At 53.3% G+C, this 19,853-nt stretch carries 18 protein-coding genes and 1 tRNA gene; 10 read left to right on the top strand and 9 right to left on the bottom strand.

Going from position 1 to position 19,853, the window contains the following annotated elements:
• Positions 1-4: 4 nt before the first annotated feature.
• Together FYJ63_RS05800 and FYJ63_RS05805 are read left to right on the top strand one after the other, a co-directional pair.
• A complete protein-coding gene (locus FYJ63_RS05800) occupies positions 5-961 on the top strand; it encodes a carbohydrate ABC transporter permease (RefSeq protein ID WP_154544669.1) in 957 nt (318 codons plus the stop codon).
• Positions 958-1,791, top strand: a complete 834-nt coding sequence (locus FYJ63_RS05805) for a carbohydrate ABC transporter permease (RefSeq protein WP_154544671.1) — start codon at positions 958-960, stop codon at positions 1,789-1,791. The genes FYJ63_RS05800 and FYJ63_RS05805 overlap by 4 nt, the downstream gene beginning before the upstream one ends.
• Here the strand turns inward: FYJ63_RS05805 and FYJ63_RS05810 are convergent.
• On the bottom strand, positions 1,781-3,298 hold the full coding sequence (locus FYJ63_RS05810) for a family 20 glycosylhydrolase (RefSeq protein WP_195839346.1): 1,518 nt from the start codon (positions 3,296-3,298) through the stop codon (positions 1,781-1,783). The two genes, FYJ63_RS05805 and FYJ63_RS05810, sit on opposite strands and share 11 nt — an antisense overlap.
• 445 nt (positions 3,299-3,743) lie before the next feature.
• On the opposite strand from FYJ63_RS05810, the gene FYJ63_RS05815 reads away from it, so the two are divergent.
• From FYJ63_RS05815 to FYJ63_RS05830, 4 genes are all read left to right on the top strand, one after another.
• Positions 3,744-5,798, top strand: coding sequence for an HsdM family class I SAM-dependent methyltransferase (locus FYJ63_RS05815; RefSeq protein ID WP_154544675.1), 2,055 nt, complete (start codon positions 3,744-3,746; stop codon positions 5,796-5,798).
• A complete protein-coding gene (locus tag FYJ63_RS05820; protein WP_420846020.1) occupies positions 5,795-6,379 on the top strand; it encodes a restriction endonuclease subunit S in 585 nt (194 codons plus the stop codon). Before FYJ63_RS05815 ends, FYJ63_RS05820 begins: the two co-directional genes overlap by 4 nt.
• Positions 6,367-6,945, top strand: a complete 579-nt coding sequence (locus tag FYJ63_RS05825) for a restriction endonuclease subunit S (protein WP_338106850.1) — start codon at positions 6,367-6,369, stop codon at positions 6,943-6,945. The genes FYJ63_RS05820 and FYJ63_RS05825 overlap by 13 nt, the downstream gene beginning before the upstream one ends.
• 266 nt (positions 6,946-7,211) lie before the next feature.
• Positions 7,212-7,352, top strand: coding sequence for a hypothetical protein (locus tag FYJ63_RS05830; protein WP_154544679.1), 141 nt, complete (start codon positions 7,212-7,214; stop codon positions 7,350-7,352).
• Positions 7,353-7,611: 259 nt separating this feature from the next.
• On the opposite strand, the gene FYJ63_RS05835 is transcribed toward FYJ63_RS05830, so the two are convergent.
• The 4 genes from FYJ63_RS05835 to trpX form a co-directional block, all read right to left on the bottom strand.
• A tRNA-Ala gene (locus FYJ63_RS05835) sits at positions 7,612-7,684 on the bottom strand.
• Positions 7,685-7,838: 154 nt separating this feature from the next.
• The gene (locus tag FYJ63_RS05840) at positions 7,839-8,687 is read right to left on the bottom strand and encodes an ABC transporter ATP-binding protein (RefSeq protein ID WP_154544681.1); all 849 of its coding nucleotides are present in this window, start codon (positions 8,685-8,687) and stop codon (positions 7,839-7,841) included.
• On the bottom strand, positions 8,684-9,592 hold the full coding sequence (locus FYJ63_RS05845) for an ABC transporter permease (RefSeq protein WP_287848510.1): 909 nt from the start codon (positions 9,590-9,592) through the stop codon (positions 8,684-8,686). The genes FYJ63_RS05840 and FYJ63_RS05845 overlap by 4 nt, the downstream gene beginning before the upstream one ends.
• Positions 9,593-9,653: 61 nt before the next feature.
• Positions 9,654-10,706: a tryptophan ABC transporter substrate-binding protein gene (trpX, locus tag FYJ63_RS05850; protein WP_154544683.1), complete on the bottom strand. Its 1,053-nt coding sequence runs from the start codon at positions 10,704-10,706 to the stop codon at positions 9,654-9,656.
• Positions 10,707-11,364: 658 nt separating this feature from the next.
• Here trpX and FYJ63_RS05855 point away from each other — a divergent pair.
• Both FYJ63_RS05855 and FYJ63_RS05860 read left to right on the top strand, forming a co-directional pair.
• Positions 11,365-12,264: a hypothetical protein gene (locus tag FYJ63_RS05855; RefSeq protein WP_268233709.1), complete on the top strand. Its 900-nt coding sequence runs from the start codon at positions 11,365-11,367 to the stop codon at positions 12,262-12,264.
• A 186-nt stretch (positions 12,265-12,450) separates the two neighbouring features.
• Positions 12,451-14,256: a cell wall-binding repeat-containing protein gene (locus FYJ63_RS05860; protein ID WP_154544687.1), complete on the top strand. Its 1,806-nt coding sequence runs from the start codon at positions 12,451-12,453 to the stop codon at positions 14,254-14,256.
• Between the two features lies 1 nt (position 14,257).
• On the opposite strand, the gene FYJ63_RS05865 is transcribed toward FYJ63_RS05860, so the two are convergent.
• The 3 genes from FYJ63_RS05865 to FYJ63_RS05875 all read right to left on the bottom strand — a co-directional run bounded on the left by FYJ63_RS05865 (position 14,258) and on the right by FYJ63_RS05875 (position 17,164).
• On the bottom strand, positions 14,258-15,304 hold the full coding sequence (locus FYJ63_RS05865) for an NAD(P)-dependent alcohol dehydrogenase (protein WP_154544689.1): 1,047 nt from the start codon (positions 15,302-15,304) through the stop codon (positions 14,258-14,260).
• A gap of 176 nt (positions 15,305-15,480) precedes the next feature.
• The gene (locus tag FYJ63_RS05870; protein ID WP_154544691.1) at positions 15,481-16,107 is read right to left on the bottom strand and encodes a MarC family protein; all 627 of its coding nucleotides are present in this window, start codon (positions 16,105-16,107) and stop codon (positions 15,481-15,483) included.
• Between the two features lie 61 nt (positions 16,108-16,168).
• Complete coding sequence (locus tag FYJ63_RS05875) at positions 16,169-17,164, bottom strand: undecaprenyl-diphosphate phosphatase (RefSeq protein WP_154544693.1); 996 nt, start codon at positions 17,162-17,164, stop codon at positions 16,169-16,171.
• A gap of 141 nt (positions 17,165-17,305) precedes the next feature.
• On the opposite strand from FYJ63_RS05875, the gene FYJ63_RS05880 reads away from it, so the two are divergent.
• Positions 17,306-18,286, top strand: coding sequence for an ABC transporter ATP-binding protein (locus tag FYJ63_RS05880; protein WP_338106847.1), 981 nt, complete (start codon positions 17,306-17,308; stop codon positions 18,284-18,286).
• A complete protein-coding gene (locus FYJ63_RS05885) occupies positions 18,283-19,533 on the top strand; it encodes an ABC transporter permease (RefSeq protein WP_154544695.1) in 1,251 nt (416 codons plus the stop codon). Before FYJ63_RS05880 ends, FYJ63_RS05885 begins: the two co-directional genes overlap by 4 nt.
• A 36-nt stretch (positions 19,534-19,569) precedes the next feature.
• On the opposite strand, the gene FYJ63_RS11195 is transcribed toward FYJ63_RS05885, so the two are convergent.
• Positions 19,570-19,853, bottom strand: a 284-nt coding sequence (locus FYJ63_RS11195; RefSeq protein WP_229770000.1) for a hypothetical protein, incomplete at its 5' end; no start/stop codon positions are given.

Below are 19,853 nucleotides of genomic sequence, written 5' to 3' on the forward strand. Positions count from 1 at the left end.
CGTGATGGTAAGGGGATCTGCCCATACCGCCGAGGAGTGTCACGCCGCGCCACGCAGACGCGGAGCGCGGCTATCGCATTATGTGCCCTATCTTCTGCTGATACCGGCAGCGGCATTCGTACTTCTCGTGCTTGGCTACCCGATGCTGCGTCAGTTTGTAATGTCATTCCAAGAATTTGGTTTGGCGCAGCAATTCGGGCAACCGGCAAAGTTTGTTGGGCTTGAGAACTACATATCGATTCTCACTGATGCGTATTTTTGGACAGTGCTGGTCAAATCACTGCTGTTCTGTGCATGGACGGCCGGGCTGACGATGATACTCGCTATTGGGTTTTCACTCTTGATGCGCTCAGCACATCCGAGCATCAGAACCTTAATGAACATCGTTCTTGTGGTTGTCTGGGCGATGCCGCTTATAGCCAGTCTCACGGTGTGGCAGTGGCTAGTCGATCCGAACTATGGTCTGGTGAATTTCTTGTTGTCAAGCCTTGGTCTGAAACAGTTCGAGGGGTTCTCGTGGCTTGCAAGCTCCCCGTGGACTTTCTATCTGGTGGCCTCAGCCGTCATCATCTGGGCGTCTATCCCCCTCGCGACTATCTCTATTTATGCTGCTTTAACACAGGTGGATAATTCGCTTATTGAAGCGGCACAAATAGATGGAGCGGATTATTGGAAACGCTTTCACCACGTTATATTTCCAGCTATCAGCCCGGTGGTTAGCCTGCTGAGCGTGCTGCAAATCATTTGGGATCTCAAAGTGTTTACACACATATATGTTCTACAGCAATCAGGCGGAATCTCCTCCCAGACAAACCTGCTTGGCACCTACGTGTACCAGGTGGGTATCTCTCAAGGAGACTACGGCTCGGCTTCGGCAGTGGCAATGGTAATCCTGCTTGTCACCCTCGTAATCACTGGCAAGTACATTAGGATGCTTTTCAAGCAAGGGGGGCAACTATGAAACGGCTCAAGCCATCCAAACTATTAGTGAACCTTGCATTGCTGATTGCTGCATTGTTGTGGCTTCTTCCGGTGTACTGGATGGTGAACTCGGCTTTCCAGGAGGAGCGTAATTTACTCGCCTCACCACCTAATTTACTTCCATCGCCTCCCACGCTAGCGAACTTCCGTGGGGTGCTGCACGATGGTTCTTTCTGGCAGGCGATGGGAATGTCGCTTACGGTTGCGGTGATCACAGTTGTGGTGACAACTGTGGCGGCGCTCTTGGCGGCTGTAGCTTTAGTGCGTTTCAATTTCCTCGGGCGTCGGACGCTCGTTGTATTGGTTCTTGTAATACAGATGATCCCCGCCGAGGCATTGTTTATTTCCCAGTATCGAATGCTCGATTCATGGGCGCTGCTCAACTCGATCGCCGGACTGTCCCTACTCTATATCGGTGGAGTATTGCCTTTCGTTATTTGGATGATGCGCGGTTTTATAGTGGGAGTTCCCCAGGAGCTAGAACAAGCGGCGATGGTTGATGGATGCACACATACTCAGGCGTTTATTCGTATTACCTTGCCACTGCTTGCACCGGGACTTGTCTCCACTTCAGTCTTTGCGTTCCTTCATTCATGGAATGAATACACTCTAGCGTTGATTGTGCTCAGTCGCGACTCGGCCTACACGCTTCCCCTATGGCTGCAGTCTTTCCAACAGGGCTTGCGCGGAGCCGATTGGGGTGGTGTGATGGCTGGTTCAACTCTGATTGCTCTCCCCGTGATGCTGATTTTTGCCTTTGTGCAAACTCGCATGACTGCAGGGCTTGTTGACGGAGCGGTCAAAGGTTGAAACGAAACCGTATTGCCTCAGGAGCTTGGTGGCGGTCAATAGGGGCATCGTGATAGTTTCGCTCCACAGGATCGAATACTCTGTAGGTGTGCGCATCTAGCGGTCGTGTGTTAATACCGTGACCTGCAAGCCAGTCAAGCTCTTTTTCGAGGAGTGGATAAAAATCCCTCCACGATAGATGCGCATCACTCCATGCGATTTGCGCTACCGCAAACAGGCGTGGAAAAAGCTGATAATACAGCGCGTCACGGTTCGGTACGAATTCGCACCAGATTGCTGCCTGCACGCCGAGAAGATGCTTACTCTTTGGAATAGACAGATTGAGGATGTCCCCCGTGGAGATTGCGCCGTACATCCCTGCCGGCTCGCTATCCACAGGTCCGGCTACTCGGTTGAGGTAGAGTGCGGCAGAGTCAGCAAATATCCAATCGTGGCCACTCTTACCGGCACGTTCTGCAGCGCCGTTTTCCTGCCATGCGGTTATCACTTCGTCGCCACCCAGAGCATTCGCCTGAGCTTGCAAAGCATCGTCCCATACGGCAAGCCTGCGTCCGCGGCGGGCAAGATACTCGCGGGCATCACGGATAAAACCGCCTTGAATTTGAGCGCCGCAATAGACACCACGTTTAGCGGCGCGCGCCAGAAGGGAAGCATCCGCTTCCCAGGCCGCAAAGTTAACTTCATCAGCACCAATATGTACAAGATTGCTAGGAAAGATATCCATCACTTTATCGAGGGCAGCATGAATGAAGTCTAGTGCCTGTTGGGATGGCCACAGTACGTCGTTGCGGTGGGTCCACTGAACCGCAGGGAGCTCACTGAGCAATGGATCTCCAAGATGCGGGTATGCCCGAATTGCAGCGCCCATATGCCCTGGAAGATCCACCTCCGGTATCACGTCGATGCCAAGCGAGGCCGCGTATTTCACCACAAATCGAAGTTCCTCATCTGTGTAGTATCCGCAGGTAGAATCGTTAGGAGCCAGCCGATAAGCTTGTGCTGCTTTTGCTGGATCTACGTTCGTATACCACGCAAATGGTTCGCGTTCCAAAGATGCGCCTACTGTGGTCAAATCCGGATAGCCGTCCACCTTGAACCGCCATCCGGCGTCGTCGCACAGATGCCAATGCAGTTTGTTCAAACGATAGCGAGCCATGAGAGCCAGCAGCTCACACACAGTACCCACAGGCCAAAACGTTCTTGCTGAATCGAGCAGGACACCGCGCCACGTATAGCGTGGAATGGTCTCGTTCCCTCCTAGGGGAATGCAATCCGAAACGCCAAAGCCGCCCAGGCGCGCCAGTTGTTCATCTGAAATGGCGGGTATGGGGGAATCAGATATAGATGAGCTGCGATCCGATTTACTATCTGTGGGTTGTGGCGTCACTGCTACTCCTTTGCTTTGCTGACTATCGTGATGGCACGTGTGTGAGGCGTGTTGCGTCACCAGGTTATTGAACAGGCGTTTGAGGTGAGTGAATATGCGAATCTGTTCATAAACTATCATCCTCATCACCATAATCTGTAACGAAGACTAACACTTTGGGGTTCGTCAAACTGGTGAATGCGAACATAATCATTTTGTTGCAGCAATAAAGACGGTGCATAGAGTCTCTGCTGCGTTGATGAAGGTGGCCATGAGTTCTTCAGAAAGCAGATGCACCACGTGGCTGCTATCCCAAGCCCTACCTGCCATCGACGCATCCACTTCCTACAGTAAAATAGATACCGAAGACCCCGGAACGATCACCAGCTTCGGCTGAATCGCCTGGGTTACGTCTATCTGATTCTACTGTTGTACCGTACGAGCGGCTAGCTCACTTTCAGAGATTCACTTGCTATGACGCCGGTACGCCTCGGCTATCTTATGCGTTCAGCTAGGTAAAATTGGGGCAGTTATTGTTTTGTACATGGTTCTCCGCCACCTAGCTAAATGATAAGAGGGAGAAGAGATGGTCAAGCGCGAAATCCAGTCTGTTGAGCCGAATGTTGCTGACAAGGTTAATGGTTGGCTGCGCTCCTATGGCGTTGACTATAGGCTCGAACAAGAATCTCTTAACACTGAGATAGATACTGCTCTTAACGAGTATTTCTCCAAGCAAGGCGGCGTAGGCGGGAACCGCCCGGATGCTAAAGCACTCCTGCAAGATGAGCATGGTGATTTCTGGCCAGTACTGATTGAACATAAGGGCTATAAGGATAAGCTCGAAAAACTTGATGCCGACGGGCATGTTGATAACCATAAGAAGAACCATGAGCCAAACTTTGCCAATATCAATGCTTATGCTGTAAACGGCGCAGTGCATTACGCAAATGCCCTGCTGCACTACACCGCCTACACGAACGTGATTGCTATCGGGGCGACGGGGTATCGAGATGCCAGCGGCGAGCTGCAGCTACAGATCGGTGTCTATTTCGTCTCGAAATCAAACTTTGGTGTTGGGCAGAAAATCGGGGAGTTCAGCGATTTGTCTTTTTTACGACCCGATAATTTCAATGCTTTTGTTCAGCGAGTGTTGACGCTCCAGCTGTCTGCTGAAGAGATTGAGGCGTTGAAGGCGCAGCGTGAACGTGAAATCGATGCCAGCTTAGTAAAGCTGAATAATGATATTTACCAAAACGAAAAAGGCTTAGGTGAGAATGACCGCGTCTATCTGGTGGCAGCCACCATTATTGCCACGCTCGGTGTGCCAGGCAAGTTGCCTCCGCTAGAAAAATCAGATCTGCGGTCTTCGAGTGTACCTGGCGATACCGATGGCGAAATTGTGCTGCGCAGAGTGCGGAATTTCCTTGATTTGAAGCAGCTGCCGAAAGAAAAACGCGACATGATCGCGCGCACTTTGCAAAACACTCTCACTGCCGAGAACGTGAACAAGGTGGAAAACGGGGAAACACAGCTCAAGCGCGTGTTTTCTAAGATTGTGGACGATTTGGGCATCTACTACAAGATTGGTCTTACCACTGATTTCACCGGCAAGCTCTTCAACGAAATGTATAGCTGGCTGGGCTTTACCCAAGACAAACTCAACGATGTGGTGCTCACCCCTTCTTATGTTGCAAAACTACTGGTGAAGCTCGCCCGCGTTAATAAAGACTCTTATGTTTGGGATTTCGCTACCGGTTCGGCAGGCCTGCTGGTGGCAGCCATGAACGAGATGATGAATGACGCGAAAGAAACCATCACCTCAGCAGATGAGCTGCAAGCAAAATATGCCCGCATCAAAGCCGAGCAACTGCTGGGCTTGGAAATTCTACCAAGCGTTTACATGCTGGCTGTGCTCAACATGATTTTGATGGGTGACGGCTCCTCGAACATTATTAACGACGACTCGCTGAAAAACTTTACTGGCAACTACGAATACGGCAACAAGGACGCTAAATTCCCTGCTACCGCTTTCGTGCTGAACCCTCCATATTCTGCGCCTGGTAACGGTATGGTATTCGTTGAGCGCGCACTTTCAATGATGAACAGCGGATACGCTGCCATTATTATTCAAAACTCAGCAGGCACGGGGAAAGCTAGCGAATATAACAAACGCATTTTGAAGCACTCCACGCTGCTCGCCAGCATCAAAATGCCAATTGACTTGTTTATCGGAAAATCGAGTGTGCAAACCCAAATCTATGTTTTCCGAGTAGGTGAATCCCACAAATCAGATGACGTCGTGAGATTCATTGATTTTTCTGAAGATGGCTATAAGCGTGCGAACCGCAAGAAAGCTAAGAGCGGCGTGAACCTGCGCAACGTAGATCACGCGCTCGAACGCTACCAAGAAGTAGCAGACCTCGTACGTTTCGGAGCGAAGAAACTACACTATCTCAGCGAATCAGACTATTACGAGGGCACAATCGATCCGACCAGTGGTAATGACTGGAACCAATCCGCGCCAATCGACACCACCCCAACCCTCGATGACTTCAAGAAAACCGTGAGTGACTATCTTGCCTGGGAAGTCTCCAACATCTTGAAACAGCAAAACCGCCAGGACGAGCGCCTGGGAAAATAAACGCCTCACTCAACGCAAAACTAGCCACAGTTGAGTGGGGCGAATACCGGCTCGGAGACCTGTTTGAAATCAACCCAACAAAATATTACAAACTCCGTAACGAGCAGATTTTATCCGATGAAGGAAGCGTTCCTCTAGTCTCCAATTCATCCACCGAGAATGGCGTGATGGGGTATTCTCTGTTGCCTGCACTTAATGACGGTAATAGTCTCTCATGTTCTGATACCACCCTTGGTGCAGAAACAATGTTTTATCAGAAACAAAGTTTCATTGGATATCAGCATATTCAACATCTTGTGCCAAAACTTGAACGCTTTAATCGTTCAATCGCTTTCATGCTCATCTCAGCATCACATATTGCCACAGAAAAGGCTGGGTACAGTTATGGTCAAAAATTCAATCGTGATGCTATGAGGAATACTAAAATCAAGCTCCCCGTGCGGGATGGTGAGATTGATTTTGCTTTCATTGAGGAATTTGTAGCGGAGCTAGAAGCTACGCGTCTAGCGGAGCTAGAAGCGTACCTCGAAGCCACTGGTCTGCGCGACTACACGCTGACCCCCCCGAGATCGAGGCGCTAAACAAGTTTGACTCCCTCACCTGGCGTCAGTATCGAATTGGGGATCTCTTCAAGAAACTTGACGGAAAGAAAGCAACCAAGAAGAACGTTCGCAAATACCGTGACCAGGAATTCAGCACTCCAGTTGTCTATTGCAAGTTTGGGGATAACGGCATCATGTACTGGGGACGTAAAGGCGAGTTTGCTACTCATGAAAACGCAATATCAGTCATCTACAACGGTGCAATTGCAGCCGGAAAAGTCTACGCACAGAAAGAACCAACTGGCATCCTTGCAGAAAGCTACTTCATCGCGCCCCGGAGTGACAATAGAGATCACGATCTCAATCTTTTCTTCTCTACCGCGATGGAAAAGGTGTTGTATCCGAAGTACTCGCGAGACTTTTTAGCTACGTGGGCAGGGAAAGTTGAAAACGATCTGATTTTCCTTCCCACTGCCAACAACGGTGGAATCGATTATGAATTCATTCCACCGTTTATCTCGGGACTCAAGAAACTTGCAATTAAAGATGTGGTGGATTTTGCCGACCGTCGGATTGCCGCTACTGAGCAAGTCATCTCTTCGTAATTTTCAACCTGCCCCCCCCTAGGGGGTCGTGTATCTCTACGGTCTTTGTGGTGTGACCGCGGGCTCGGCCTTGCGTGTGCGAGTTTTTGGAATAAACGGGGTATTAACCCCTCGCCGCTGGTGTGCGGATTCTAGGCGGGGTGACTAACACTTAACGAATCGCTGTTTTTTCCTGGTTTTGTGCGGTTTTTGACTGGATATTGGCGCGGTTTTATGGCTGCATATACCTAACCGAAACGTTATGCCATGAGCGGGAGGATTCGGCGATGGCTACGGTGTTGCGGGCGCAGGATTTGGTGCGTGAGTGCAAGGTGTTGGGTAAGACGCTGGTGTTTGGCCGGTGGTTGATTGCGTTGAAGAGGCTTGGAGCGGCGAAGAGAGTGGGTATGAACATCACCATTAACTAGCGGCCAGCTTTCTCAATGACCTACCCAACCCTGTCCTCCACGGCTGGCTATCTTCGTATCCCCCAGAGCTTGTTCAACCGCGATATACACGCAAATCAGCCCAACTTTTACGCGCCAACGCCAACCTTTTCGCATAACCCCAAAAACCATATATAAAACCCCAGCTCAAGGCAGCAATTTCGCGTAACCCTGTTTTGATACACCTAAAAGTGAAAACGCCTGCTGGCGCGAAATTGAATCAACACCAGCAGGCAGCTAGTGGAGCATAGGGGATTCGAACCCCTGACCTCAACATTGCGAACGTTGCGCGCTACCAACTGCGCCAATGCCCCGAGCAAATAAGATTCTAACTCAATTTTGGCAGCGAGCGCTAATTAATGGGTATCCGTGTAAAAGGGTATGTAATTGGGTTCGTTGCGCCACTGGTGACGGGTCTTGCTGGCTGCACTTCGTTACGCCATCAATACCCGTCTCCATTGGTTATGCTTAGATATCTTGATCCGCGAGCTCGCCGACCAGGGTGTAGAGTTCCGCATCGGTCATGGAGGCCTTCTGCGAAGCATTGAAGTCGTGGACAATCTCGCCGTGGTTCATCACGAGCATCCGGTTGCCAAAGTTCAGTGCGTCTTTCAGATGGTGGGTGATCATCAAAGCGGTGAGCCCATTATCGGCGATGACCTTTGCGGTGTAGTCGAGCACCTTGCGCGCGGTTTTCGGATCGAGAGCGGCCGTGTGTTCGTCCAGCAAAAGCAGCCGCGGGGTCTTCAAGGTTGCCATAATCAGCGCTACTGATTGTCTCTGGCCGCCGGAAAGAACGCCTATCTCGGTGTCGAGACGGTCTTCCAAGCCGAGCTTGAGCGGGGCGAGGACACGACGAAACTCCTCGCGCTTCGCCTCGTTCATGGAAATCTTGAAGCCGCGACCCTCCCCGCGTTTCGAGGACAGCAACAGGTTCTCCGCCACCGTCATTCGCGGGGCTGTTCCGAGTTTGGGGTCTTGAAAAATCCGTCCAATGAGCCCCGCGCGTTCCTCTTCCGGAAGCCTCGTGACCTCGGTTTCATCAATGACCACCCGCCCGGAATCAACCAGAATCGATCCGGCGATGACATTCAGTAGGGTCGATTTTCCGGCACCATTCCCGCCGACAATGGTGATGAAATCCCCCTCGGGAACCTCCAGGTTCACCCCGCGCAAAGCGCGATAAGCATCGGCTGTCCTTTGATGAAAAGACTTCTCGATCTTCTCCAAATGCAAAACCGTTTTTGTACCTGACGTTCCAGTTGTACCGTTTGTTCCATTTTTGACCCGGCCGGTCGGGGTATGAGTTTCGCTCATGATGCTAAAGCCACCTCCTTCAGGGCTGCTTGACGGGCTCTCCGCGCCGCGAAATACCTCTGCAAGGTCGGGATGGAGAGACACAGGCCGAGAATAATCGCGGAAAACAGTTTGAAATTGTTGGTGTCGAAGTTGAAACGCAGCACGAGGGCGAGTAAGAGTCGGTAGATGACTGAACCCACAAAAATCGCCAGCAGACGTATCGGCAAGGGGACATCTCGAATGACAACCTCGCCGATGATGATGGCAGCCAGGCCGATAACTAGAGAGCCGATGCCCATCGAGATGTCTGAATAGCCGTTGTCGGTCGCTACCAAGTAGCCCGAGAGCGCAATGAGGCCGTTGCCGAGCATGTAGCCCAAAAGCATCATCTCGCTCGTGGAAATCCCGAGAGACTTCGCCATCACCGGATTGTCTCCCGTGGCGATCAGAGCCTGGCCCATGTCCGTTCGGAAAAAGAAACTCAAGGCCGCGACTGCCACGAGAACGACGATAATCCCGAGAACCAAGGTGTCAACATTGCGGGGGAGTCCAAGAGCGCCGAGCTGGGTTTTCAGAGTCGTTTCTGTTGCGATCGAAAGATTGGCCTTTCCCATGAAACCGAGGTTAATCGAGTACAGTCCGGTCATCGTGATGATCCCCGCGAGAAGCGAGTTGATGTGGGCCTTTGTAATCATCAAAGCGGTAATCGCGCCCGCGGCGGCTCCTATAAAGAAGACCACAAACAGTGTCATCAGTGGATTCATCCCGAGAACCAGCAACTGCGCTCCAATCGCCGCCCCCAGAGTGAAGGAGGCCTCGGTCGTGAGGTCGGCCTCGTTCAGGACGCGGAAGGTGATGTAGACACCAATCCCCATGACGGTCCAGATGGCGCCCTGCGACAAAGCGCTCAACAAGATTTCCACAGTGTTGCCCTTTCCTCTTTTGAGTTTTTGAGTTTTCTATTCTTTCCCAAAACTCATTCGGCTAGTTGGTGTTTGCGGCGTCCTTGGCGGTGGCGGTCACGTCGGCGGGTAAGGTGATGCCGAGGCGTGTGGCCTGCTTCGAGTTGATAATGGTGTCAACTTTCTTCGTGAAGACGATGGGGTAGTCCTTCGCCTGGTTCCCCTCAATAAGGTCTGCCAAAACATTCGCCGTGTCCACGCCGATTTGGTGTTGGTTGATGCCGACTGTCGCGAGGCCACCGTCGGCCACCATCTTGTCCACCACGGGAAAAACCGGCACGTTATGGGCAGTCGTCGCCGTAATCAGGGTCGGCATGGCTGCCGCAATCGTGTTGTCGTTGGGAACAAAAATCATGTCCACATCCGCGGCAAGTTGCTCCGCGACCTGGGCGAGATCATTTGTTGTCGTGATGGTCGCCTCTTTCGCGCTCCATCCGTATTCCGGAGCAAGTTTCTTTGCTTCCGCCACGGCTTCGCCAACATTTTGCGAGGAGCTGGAATAAAGAATCCCGAGGCGGGTGGCCTGCGGCATAATCTTTTTCACCAAGTCGAGTTGAGCCTTCACCGGTGTTTGGTCAGAGACCCCGGTCACATTCACCCCGGGCTTGGCATTGTCCTTCACTAAGCCGACGCCGAGCGGATCGGAAACAGCGGAAAGAACGACCGGCACAGAATTATGTGAGGAGTTGGCAAGCGCCTGGGCCGCAGGAGTGGCAATCCCGACAAGATAGTCTTTCTTATCGGCCATGAACTGGTCAGCAATGGTTTTCAAGAGCGTTTGGTCGCCCTGGCCGTTTTGATAATCAATCTTGATATTTTCCCCGTCTGTGTAGCCGCGTTCTTTCAGGCCGTCGTAGACGCCTTGGCGGATGTCATCAAGGGAGGGGTGGCTCATCATCTGCAACAAGCCAATATTGACGACTTTTGCGGGTTTAGAATTCGTTGCCACCGGAGCCGCTCCGGCGGGGGAAGTCGGAGCCGAGCAGTTTTGAGTAGACGTCATAAAAGGCATGCACACAAACAGAGTGAACAGGCAGCCAACCAGGAAGGCGCCGAGTCCGGCGATCTTTTTCATCTTCGTCTCCGATTCGTCATGATTAGTTACGAATGGCTACCTTACCTGGGGTATTGGTCAGTTGTCCACCACCTCGTCGATATTTGAGACAAATAGTCTCGAAATCCGAGACGGAAGGCGAGAAGGTGTTTCATTTCGGGTTTAAACATGATTGTCCCCACAAACTCAGGTGTGTCTTGATTTCGTTCTAAAATCTCGAGAAATCGACCGTTATAACCTACCAGAATCCTGAGCTAGGGCTCAGCGGTAAAAGGGCGTAGCCTCTCATTTTCAAAGGATTATTACTTGCCTGAAATTTGTCGAGGAAATAGCGTATTTTTGCCTCTCAACAAGCGTGGCTGCATTTCGGCGTTTATTGGTGGGTTCAGTCTCATCGTCGCAGGTGGCGGTGTGTTTTACCCCCTTGGCGCTCGGCGAAACCAGTGCTGTTGACGGGGCTGTAGTCGAAAATCAAACGGTGGAATCCCCCAGCCACAGACGCAATCTTCGTTGGACGCGGGATAAACTCTGTCAGCAGAAACCCAGCCGGTAGGTACTCAGACGGAGCAGGTCCAGTCAGTGGGAACTCAGTCGGCGGGAACCCAAGCCTCTGTTGAAACTAATACTTCCACACACAACGAACTGGAGAACTATCTCTGGAAGTGTCGGCAACGGCGGAGTGGAATACTCTTTGACTGTCATGGCAAACGGCGAGACCTGCACAGTTACTGGAGAAACCTACACTTGCAGGGTTTTCGCCTGGACTGGAGACAAGGTTTATGTTGTGGCCGAGAATAAAGGCGGGGAGACTCTCACCCAGTCAGTGACAATTCCCGAGAAATTCGACCTTATGAAGAAACAACTGGCGACCGCGAAGTTCGTCTTTGGGGAAAACGATGTGATTTCCTTTACAGAAGATGACGTGAACTGCGTCGAAGGAGTTTGTTCGCTAAGCGCCGTGACACGCCAGGTCAATATCCCCGCAGAAGTCATAGGATATGCTCCCGAAGTTTACTTTGACGGGAAGAAAGCTGATGTAGATACCTCGTTATTCGTCGGGAAAGACGAACAGTGTTTAGAGGTGCCGCCCACGACCCCGGGAGGCGGGAATGCCGATGTGCCACCGCCTGCGGTTCCGCCGCCTCCGCCAGCTCCTCCAGTAGCTCCGGCGCCGCCTAGCGCTAATCCCTCCACGGGAGGCGGCAACCTCCCCGGTGGATTTATCCCGACGTTCCCGACCGGTCCTATCGGTGGCGTGGTAGAGACTCCCTCAACTCCGATTTTGTCGCTTCCGCCGGTTGCAGGAACGAACACTCCGGCAAAGCCGACTCCGCCAGTGGCGGGTCTGCATACGACTCCGGCGGCTCCGGAAGTGAACGCGGCGCCTGTTGCCCCGCAATCGCCGGCGGCTCCCGTGGCGGTGGCCAAGCCGACGGCTCCCCGGGAGGCTTTGGCTCGGACCGGTGTGGAGTCCGGGGCACTGGCTCCGGTGGCGTTGGCGGTGTTTGCCGGCGGTTTGGCGCTTCTGGTTTTGGCGCGCAGGCGTGAAGAAAAGGCTCGCGGCAAGCACGTGGCTTAAACGCGGAGCAAAGGGGACGGTTTCTTTTTCGCATAGTGGAACGGAGCGAAGAGAAACCGTCCCCGACGGCTGTTCCTCGACTCGCGGGATTCGCGGCTTGGAAAAAAATGAAAAAACCACCCGAAATCCTACAGTCCTCCCGGGGGGGGCGATGTTGTGTTATAGAGTCGCAATTGGGAGGCAAACATGAAGGTGAACACTGTCCGGAAGTTTACGGCCACGATGATTCCTGCGCTCGCGGCAACGTGTGCTTTGGCTTTGGTCGGACCCGGGACGGTCTGGGCTGATACTGGCGACTCGGGCTCTAACGAGGCAAGCATCCAGGAGCAAACAGAGATTCTCGCTGCTGGCCAATTCGCGAAGGTGCAAATCCAGGCCTTGCCACGCGTGGGCGGCGCTAATCGCTTTGAAACGGCGTCTTTGATAAGCAAGACGGTGTCCGAGGCTACCGGCGGAAACGTTATTGTAACGAGCGGTACAAACTTTCCAGATGGACTCGTGTCCGGATCCGTGGCAGGTAAGATTGGTGCCCCAATCCTGCTGACTGCTCAAGATTCGATTCCGAGCGAAACCGTTGCAGAACTCAAGAGGCTTCAACCCGGGAAAGTCATTGTTGCGGGCGGTTCGGGGGCTGTCTCTGATGATGTTCTTGATGAAATCTCGGAGCTCGTCCCCGACGCTAATGTGGAGCGCATTGCCGGGGTGGATCGTTACGAAACGGCGGCGAAAATCTCGCAAGCTTTTTTCCCTGACCAGGTTTCTCATGTCAGCCTTACTACCGGCGCCGATTTTCCTGACGCCATCGTCGGTTCTGCGGGCGCAGCTCACGGTAATACACCGCTGTTGCTGTCTTCTCCTAGCGGTCTTCCGGAATCAACTAAGGCTGAGCTGTTGCGCCTAAAACCGCAGTGGATTTTGGTTATCGGTTCGGCCCTCTCTCAAAATGTCCTTGACGAGATTAAGGCGATTCTTCCGCAGTCGCAAACAGCGGTTTTTGGTGGAAAGAACCGCTATGAAACCGCCCTCAATGTGGCGCGCTTCTTTTGGGGAAACAATTTTTCGGAAGCTCTGATTGCTTCCGGAAGCAACTTCCCTGATGCCCTGACCGGCGCCACCCTTTCTGAGGCGACCGGTGCGCCGATTCTGTTAAGTCGCACGAACTGTAATACTCGGGCGATTGTGGACGTTTTTAATGCGATTCCCGGTCGAACCTTGCTTGGCGGTCCGGGGGCAATGCCGGATGCTGCTTTAAGCGTAGTTTGCCCGACTTACACGATTCCTCCGCAATATCTCCAACCGGTTGACCACATCACCCCAGTGCAAGGTACGAATGTTTTGACTCCCGGATGGAATGGGGTCAAGGTCGGCATTGTTCAGCAAAAACTTGGGCTGGGCTGGCGCTTCCAGACAATGAATTCCACAACGATTAGAGCTGTGCGGAACTTCCAGGCCAGAGCCGGATTGCCCGTGACTGGGATTGTCGACGAAGCCACTTGGAATGCCTTGGGGACTGGTTATCCCTGGAACGTTGACACTTACCAGGAGCAGCCGCGTCTTGGGCTAGAAGCCACCCGCGAGCAACGCGTTGAAACCATGATTGGCTACGCATACGAACAGCTCGGCACGCGTTACGTCTGGGGCGGAGCGGGGCCGCGGGAACAGGGATTTGACTGTTCCGGATTGGTTTTACAGTCACTGTATGCCGCTGGAATTGATCCGCAGCCGATAAACGTTCTGCATCACGCGGAGCCGCTTTATCGCACGAGCCAGCAGCTTTACTGGCACAACGGATTGATGAGTGTGCCCTTCTCACAGCGGCAACGCGGGGATTTGGTCTTTATGGGAAGCGGCAACACCCCTTACCATGTTGCGCTTTACCTCGGCAACAACCAGATTTTGGAAACCTGGAGCGTCGGGGCAAGGGCGTCGGTGACGAATATGTGGCGCTGGGGCAGGAAGTTGCTTCCGATTGTGAAGCGGCCTTTCCCGTAATCTAAAACGTTGCGGTGTCGATGACGTAGCGGTAGCGGACTTTCGCGTCCACCACGTTATCCCAAGCCTCGTTGATCTTGTCTCCGGAAATAACTTCAATCTGTGGGGCAATATTATGCTCCGCGCAGAAATCCAGAACCTCTTGGGTTTTCGCGATGCCACCAATATTCGACCCTGCCAGAATCTTTTGTTGCTGGACGATGCTGGACATGGCGAAGTCCTGGCGCTGCTCCGGCAAGCCCACGACTGCGACCACCCCTTGTGGCTTCACACAGGCCAGCAAATCATCGAGCTCGACCCCGTCAGAAAGCGTCGAGACAATCAAGTCGAACTCGCCGCGCATTGAATCCCAAGTACCGTTCTCACTGGTGGGATGGAGCTCAACCGCGCCAAACCGCAAAGCATCGGCTTCCTTCGACCGAGTCCGTGAAATCACGTGAGTTTCCGCGCCCAGAGCCGCGGCAATCTGGACCCCCATATGGCCGAGTCCGCCCATTCCGACGATGGCAACTTTCTTCCCCGGCCCCGCGCCCCAGCGCGTCAACGGTGAGTACAACGTTATGCCCGCGCACATGATCGGCGCGGCCACATCGAGCCCAAGCGAATCAGGAATCCGACAGACATAGTCCTGCTCCACGGTAATCCCTTGAGAATATCCCCCGGCAGTCGGGAGGCCGTCACGACCGAGGTTGTTGTAGGTCCAGATTGTCCCACCATCAGTCTGGCAAAACTGTTCGAAACCGGCTTGACAAGTCTCACAATGCCCGCAAGAATCCACGAAACAGCCGACTCCGACACGGTCACCCACCGCGAACTTTGTAACGTCCGTTCCAATCTTGGTGACAATGCCGGCAATCTCGTGGCCGGGGGTGAGGGGATAAATCGCTGGCCCCCATTCCCCGCGACCGGTGTGGATATCGGAATGACAGATTCCGGCGTACTTGATTTCAAAATATATCTCGGTTGGTCCGGGCTCCCGCCGTTCCAGGGTTACGGGGTGAAAGGACGAAGTCGGCCCGTCCATTGCGTAGGCTTTTACTGTAGTCATCATCGGCTCCTTCGTTGATGTAGGGGTACAAGCAATTGAACCACATAGATGAGAGAGTTCTGAACTGTATATCGGATCAAACTCGTGAAGATTTCGCCACCAACTCGGCTATAGAGGCTTTCGTGACGAAATCATCACGAGTTTGTTTCCCAAGTTCGGAAAACCGGGTTTCGACGTCAAAGGGTTTTGGCGACTTCTTGAACCACGTTCATGACTCCGGAAATCATGAGTTGGATGGCAATGGCAGCAAGCATCATGCCTGACAAGCGAGTCAGGACAGCGATGCCGGAGTTGCCTAAGAAGCGCATAATCGGGGTGGCGAAAAACATCGTGAGCCAGGAAAACGCTAAGACGAGCAGCGTGGCGAGGACTACGGCGATAATCGAGAGTACCCCGTGGCCGCTACTGTCCATCTGAACCATGAGTGCCACGATGGCACCAGGCCCTGCCAGCAGAGGGGTTCCGAGAGGAACCGCCGCAATGTTGAGTTCCCCGCCTTCGTTCCCCGGCTTCGATTCTTCGCCGGTCAGGAGCTGCAAGGCCACGATGAGGAGCAGCAGCCCTCCCGAAATCTGGAGCGAGGCGGGGGTGATTCCCAGCAGTCCGAAGAGTTTGAAGCCGAAAAACCCGAAAACCAGCAAAATCACGAAGGCTAGAGCGTTGGCTTGCCAAGCTACCAAGCGTCGCTTTGCGGGCGCGTAATGCGCGGTCAGGGACATGAAGACCGGAAGGTTCCCGAAGGGGTCAACAATGACGAACATGATGGCGAAGGTGGAAACGAAGACGCCAATCTCGGCGGTCATTGCGGTTTTCTCCTTTCTTCCGGTGGGTGGTTGGCTTAGTTCAGCAGTTTTCGCGGTCTCGCTAGACTGCGGGGATGGTTCCACTCAGCAAGAGCACAGCGATAACGCCGCCGACGAGGAGTCGGTAGATGATGAAAGCATTAAAAGAATGCTTGGAAACGAAGCGAAGCAGCCACGCAATCGAAGCGTAGCCAACGACAAAGGAGACTGCGAGGCCGATAAGGGTTGGCCCCCAGCCGACAGTGGAGCCTATTTTGTCGAAATTGGTGATGCCTTGGAGAGTGCCGGCCGCGACCAGGGCGGGGATGCCGAGGAAGAAAGACAGCCGCGTTGCGAGAACGCGGTCAAAACCGAGGAAGAGTCCCGCGGAGATGGTAGCGCCCGAGCGAGAGACGCCGGGGATTAGGGAGAAGCATTGAACCAAGCCGATGATGAGGGCTTGGGGGATAGTCGTGGAGGCATCGGCGGAGTAATCGGGGACGGTTCCACCTTGCTCCGCTACGGCGCGAGCGCCGTTAGCGGAGCTCCGGCTAAACTGCTGCGCAGTTTTTGACGCCTCCGCGCTGTTACACGCTGGCTCATACTCGTTTTGCTCGTTGCCAGCGCGCTCTGCCGAAACCGTCCCCGTTTGCTTTGCGGAAAAGCGGTCGGCGGTGAAGAGAACCGCGGACCAAAGCACGAGCCCGCCGGCAACGAACCACATGGAACGAAGACCGGTTTCGATGAAGTCTTTGAACAACAGCCCAACCACGGCAATCGGAATCGAGCCGACGATGATGGCCCAACCGAAACGGTAATACGGGTCTCGCCTCGCCTCGCGTCGGAAAAGTCCCGTAACCCAGGCCTTCGCAATCCGCCAAATATCGCCCCAGAAATAGATGACTGCCGCTGCAATCGCGCCGATTTGGATGACGGCAGTGAAAGCCACCATCCCAACATCGGCAATGTTCTTTCCGAGCAAGTATTCGGTTATTGTGAGGTGACCCGTGGAAGAAACCGGCAAATATTCGGTCAAACCTTCCACGATTCCCAAGAGCAACGCTTCCCACCATGACATGGTGACCATCCTATCCACATCGTGACCCGAGAAACGAAAATCATTCTCGCCATGCCCGCGCTTTTCGCGTGGCTCCCAATCCCGTTTTGCCTATAGTGTTTAGAGAGCAATAACTGTGGAACTAGGGAAGGTCGAAAATCCGTGGAAACACCTGACGGTAAGTCGCTACTGGTTACAGACCTCTATAAGTCATTCGGGGAACGTCAAGTCCTGAAGGGTGTCAATCTCCAGATTGACCCGGGCGTTTTGATGGGATTTGTGGGGGCAAACGGCGCGGGAAAAACCACCACCATGCGGATTGTTATGGGCATTTCGGGAGCAGACCGCGGGACGGTCACTTTTGGAGGAAGCCACATAGGCGACGAGGCCCGCGCCAATATCGGCTATATGCCCGAGGAGCGCGGCCTGTATCCGAAGATGAAGGTTGAAGAACAGCTCATTTATTTCGCGAGGCTGCACGGGTTGGACAAAAAGGCTGCGAAACACTCGGCGGAGACGTGGATGGAACGCCTGGGAGTTATTGAGAGGCGAAACGACGTGCTCGAAAAACTGTCTCTGGGAAACCAACAGCGCGTCCAACTCGCAGCCGCCTTGGTGCACGACCCGCAGATGCTGATTCTCGATGAGCCTTTTTCTGGCCTGGATCCGATTGCTGTCGATGTTATGAGCGGGGTGTTGCGCGAGTATGCGGCGCGAGGAATTCCAGTGATGTTTTCCTCTCACCAACTGGCTTTGGTGGAGGAACTGTGCTCTCATGTGGCCATCATTTCGGAAGGGTCTATCGTGGCCTCCGGAGAGGTGGAACAGTTGCGTTCGGAGCACTCTACCCCGCGGGTTCAGCTTTGCGGGGACCAGCGAGCCGTAGCTGCAGTAACCGCCAGAGCGAAAGAAATGGGATGCTCGGTACAAAGTGTTCCCAACGGGATAGTGATGGAAGCCGGTATCGCAAACCAATGTACCCGTCAGATGCTGCGAATTGCGGTTGATGCCGGGGTTGTGACCAGGTTCTCGCAGGTTCGTCCCACTCTGCAAGAGATTTTCCGTTCCGTGGTTGAGCCTGAGCACGATGAGTCGCAGCGCGAGGAGCCGGAGAAGGACGAGGCCAAGGAGGACGCAAAATGAGCAAAATTTTTCTTATCGCCGGACGCGAGTTTTCCGTTAGAATGCGGGCCAAATCCACGATTGCCACCATTGTCGTCACGATGGTCATCATTCTTGGCGCCGGTATCCTCGCCCGCGTTTTTGTACCGACCAGTATAGAACCCGAAAATGTGGGGGTAACCGCGGAGACGCGGGATTATGCCATTGCCTTTAATGGGCAAGACCTGATTACCGGCCAAATCGATGGCGGCCTCCCCAGTGACTTTACACAGAGATACCAGGTAGAGACCTTTCCCGATGATGCCGCACTGGAACAAGCGGTCAAAAATGGGGAGATTTCCATGGGGATAGCGGGGACATTGGACCAACCGGTCTTGGTCAGTGACGGTCCCGTTTCCTTCACCTCACAGATGATGGTTGACCTGGTCTACAAGAGCGTGAAAATCAACCAATATCTCGTAACAGCGGGGGTGGATCTCAAAGAACTCGGAAATGAAGTCTCTGGTCTGAAGTTACAAGTCAAAGATGTGTCGGGTCAAGATAAAGCCGAGTCGCAAGATGCGTTCAATTTTGGCGCCTACCTCGTCATCATCGTCATGATTATGGTGCTCTTTGCAATAGTGATGAGCGCCGGCCAGCTCGTAGCTAGCGGAATTGTGGAAGAAAAAGTCTCTCGGGTGGTGGAAGTCCTCATCTCCACGGTGAGCCCGAGCCAACTTTTGATTGGAAAGATTATCGGCATCACCGCTGTCGGAATAATCTCGATGATTTGTATCGGCGGATCCGGTATCGCGGCTCTGCTCATTTCCGGTCTCGCCGGTTCCATTCGCATCAGTGTGGCAAGTTTTTCGGGTTGGTATGTGGTGTGGTTCCTCCTCGGACTCGCGACCTACATGGTTCTCTATGCCGGAGCGGGAGCCATGGTTTCGCGACAGGAAGAAATCGGTCAGGCCATCATTCCGCTGGTTTTGGTGCAAATGGCCGGCTTCTACACGGCTGTTCTGACGGTATTTTTCCCCAACCACATTCTCATCAAGGTGGCGTCGATGTTGCCGTTCTTGAACTGCTATGCGATGCCGGCGCGCCAAATCGCATCTTCAACTGTGGCGTGGTGGGAGCCGGTTTTGTCGGTGGCTATCAACCTGGCAATCCTCCCGTTTCTCATCTGGATCGGGTCGCGACTCTACCGGCGTGGAGTGTTGGCAACAAGCGGAAAAATCAAGTTCCGCGAGGCAATCCGCCCGCTCGATTTGACAAGTCGAAAATAACCTACTAAGTTATTTACCTGTTGCCGCTGCGACAGACTAAGTCGATGTGGTAGCAATCAGGCCTGATGGCGAAACCGGAATGAACCGAGAGGGGCATACTGCGCTCAAAAGAGGGTCGTCCCCGGCGGGGTATCTCGCGAGTGGGTTTGTTGGTTTTGATCTCGATAGTGTTTTTGTTTTTTTGTTTACGCGTTTTTTTTGTTTTTGCCTTGCCTTGCTTTTTTGTGGGGTGGGGTTTGTTAGTGTTTTTGTCTGGTTTTCTGTTTTATGAAAATTGGGTTTTGTCAGGTTTTTTCTGACTGAATTTGTTCCCCTGTTTT

Origin of the sequence: Mobiluncus porci (assembly GCF_009695935.1) — a bacterium.
In the GTDB taxonomy this organism is placed as follows: domain Bacteria; phylum Actinomycetota; class Actinomycetes; order Actinomycetales; family Actinomycetaceae; genus Mobiluncus; species Mobiluncus porci.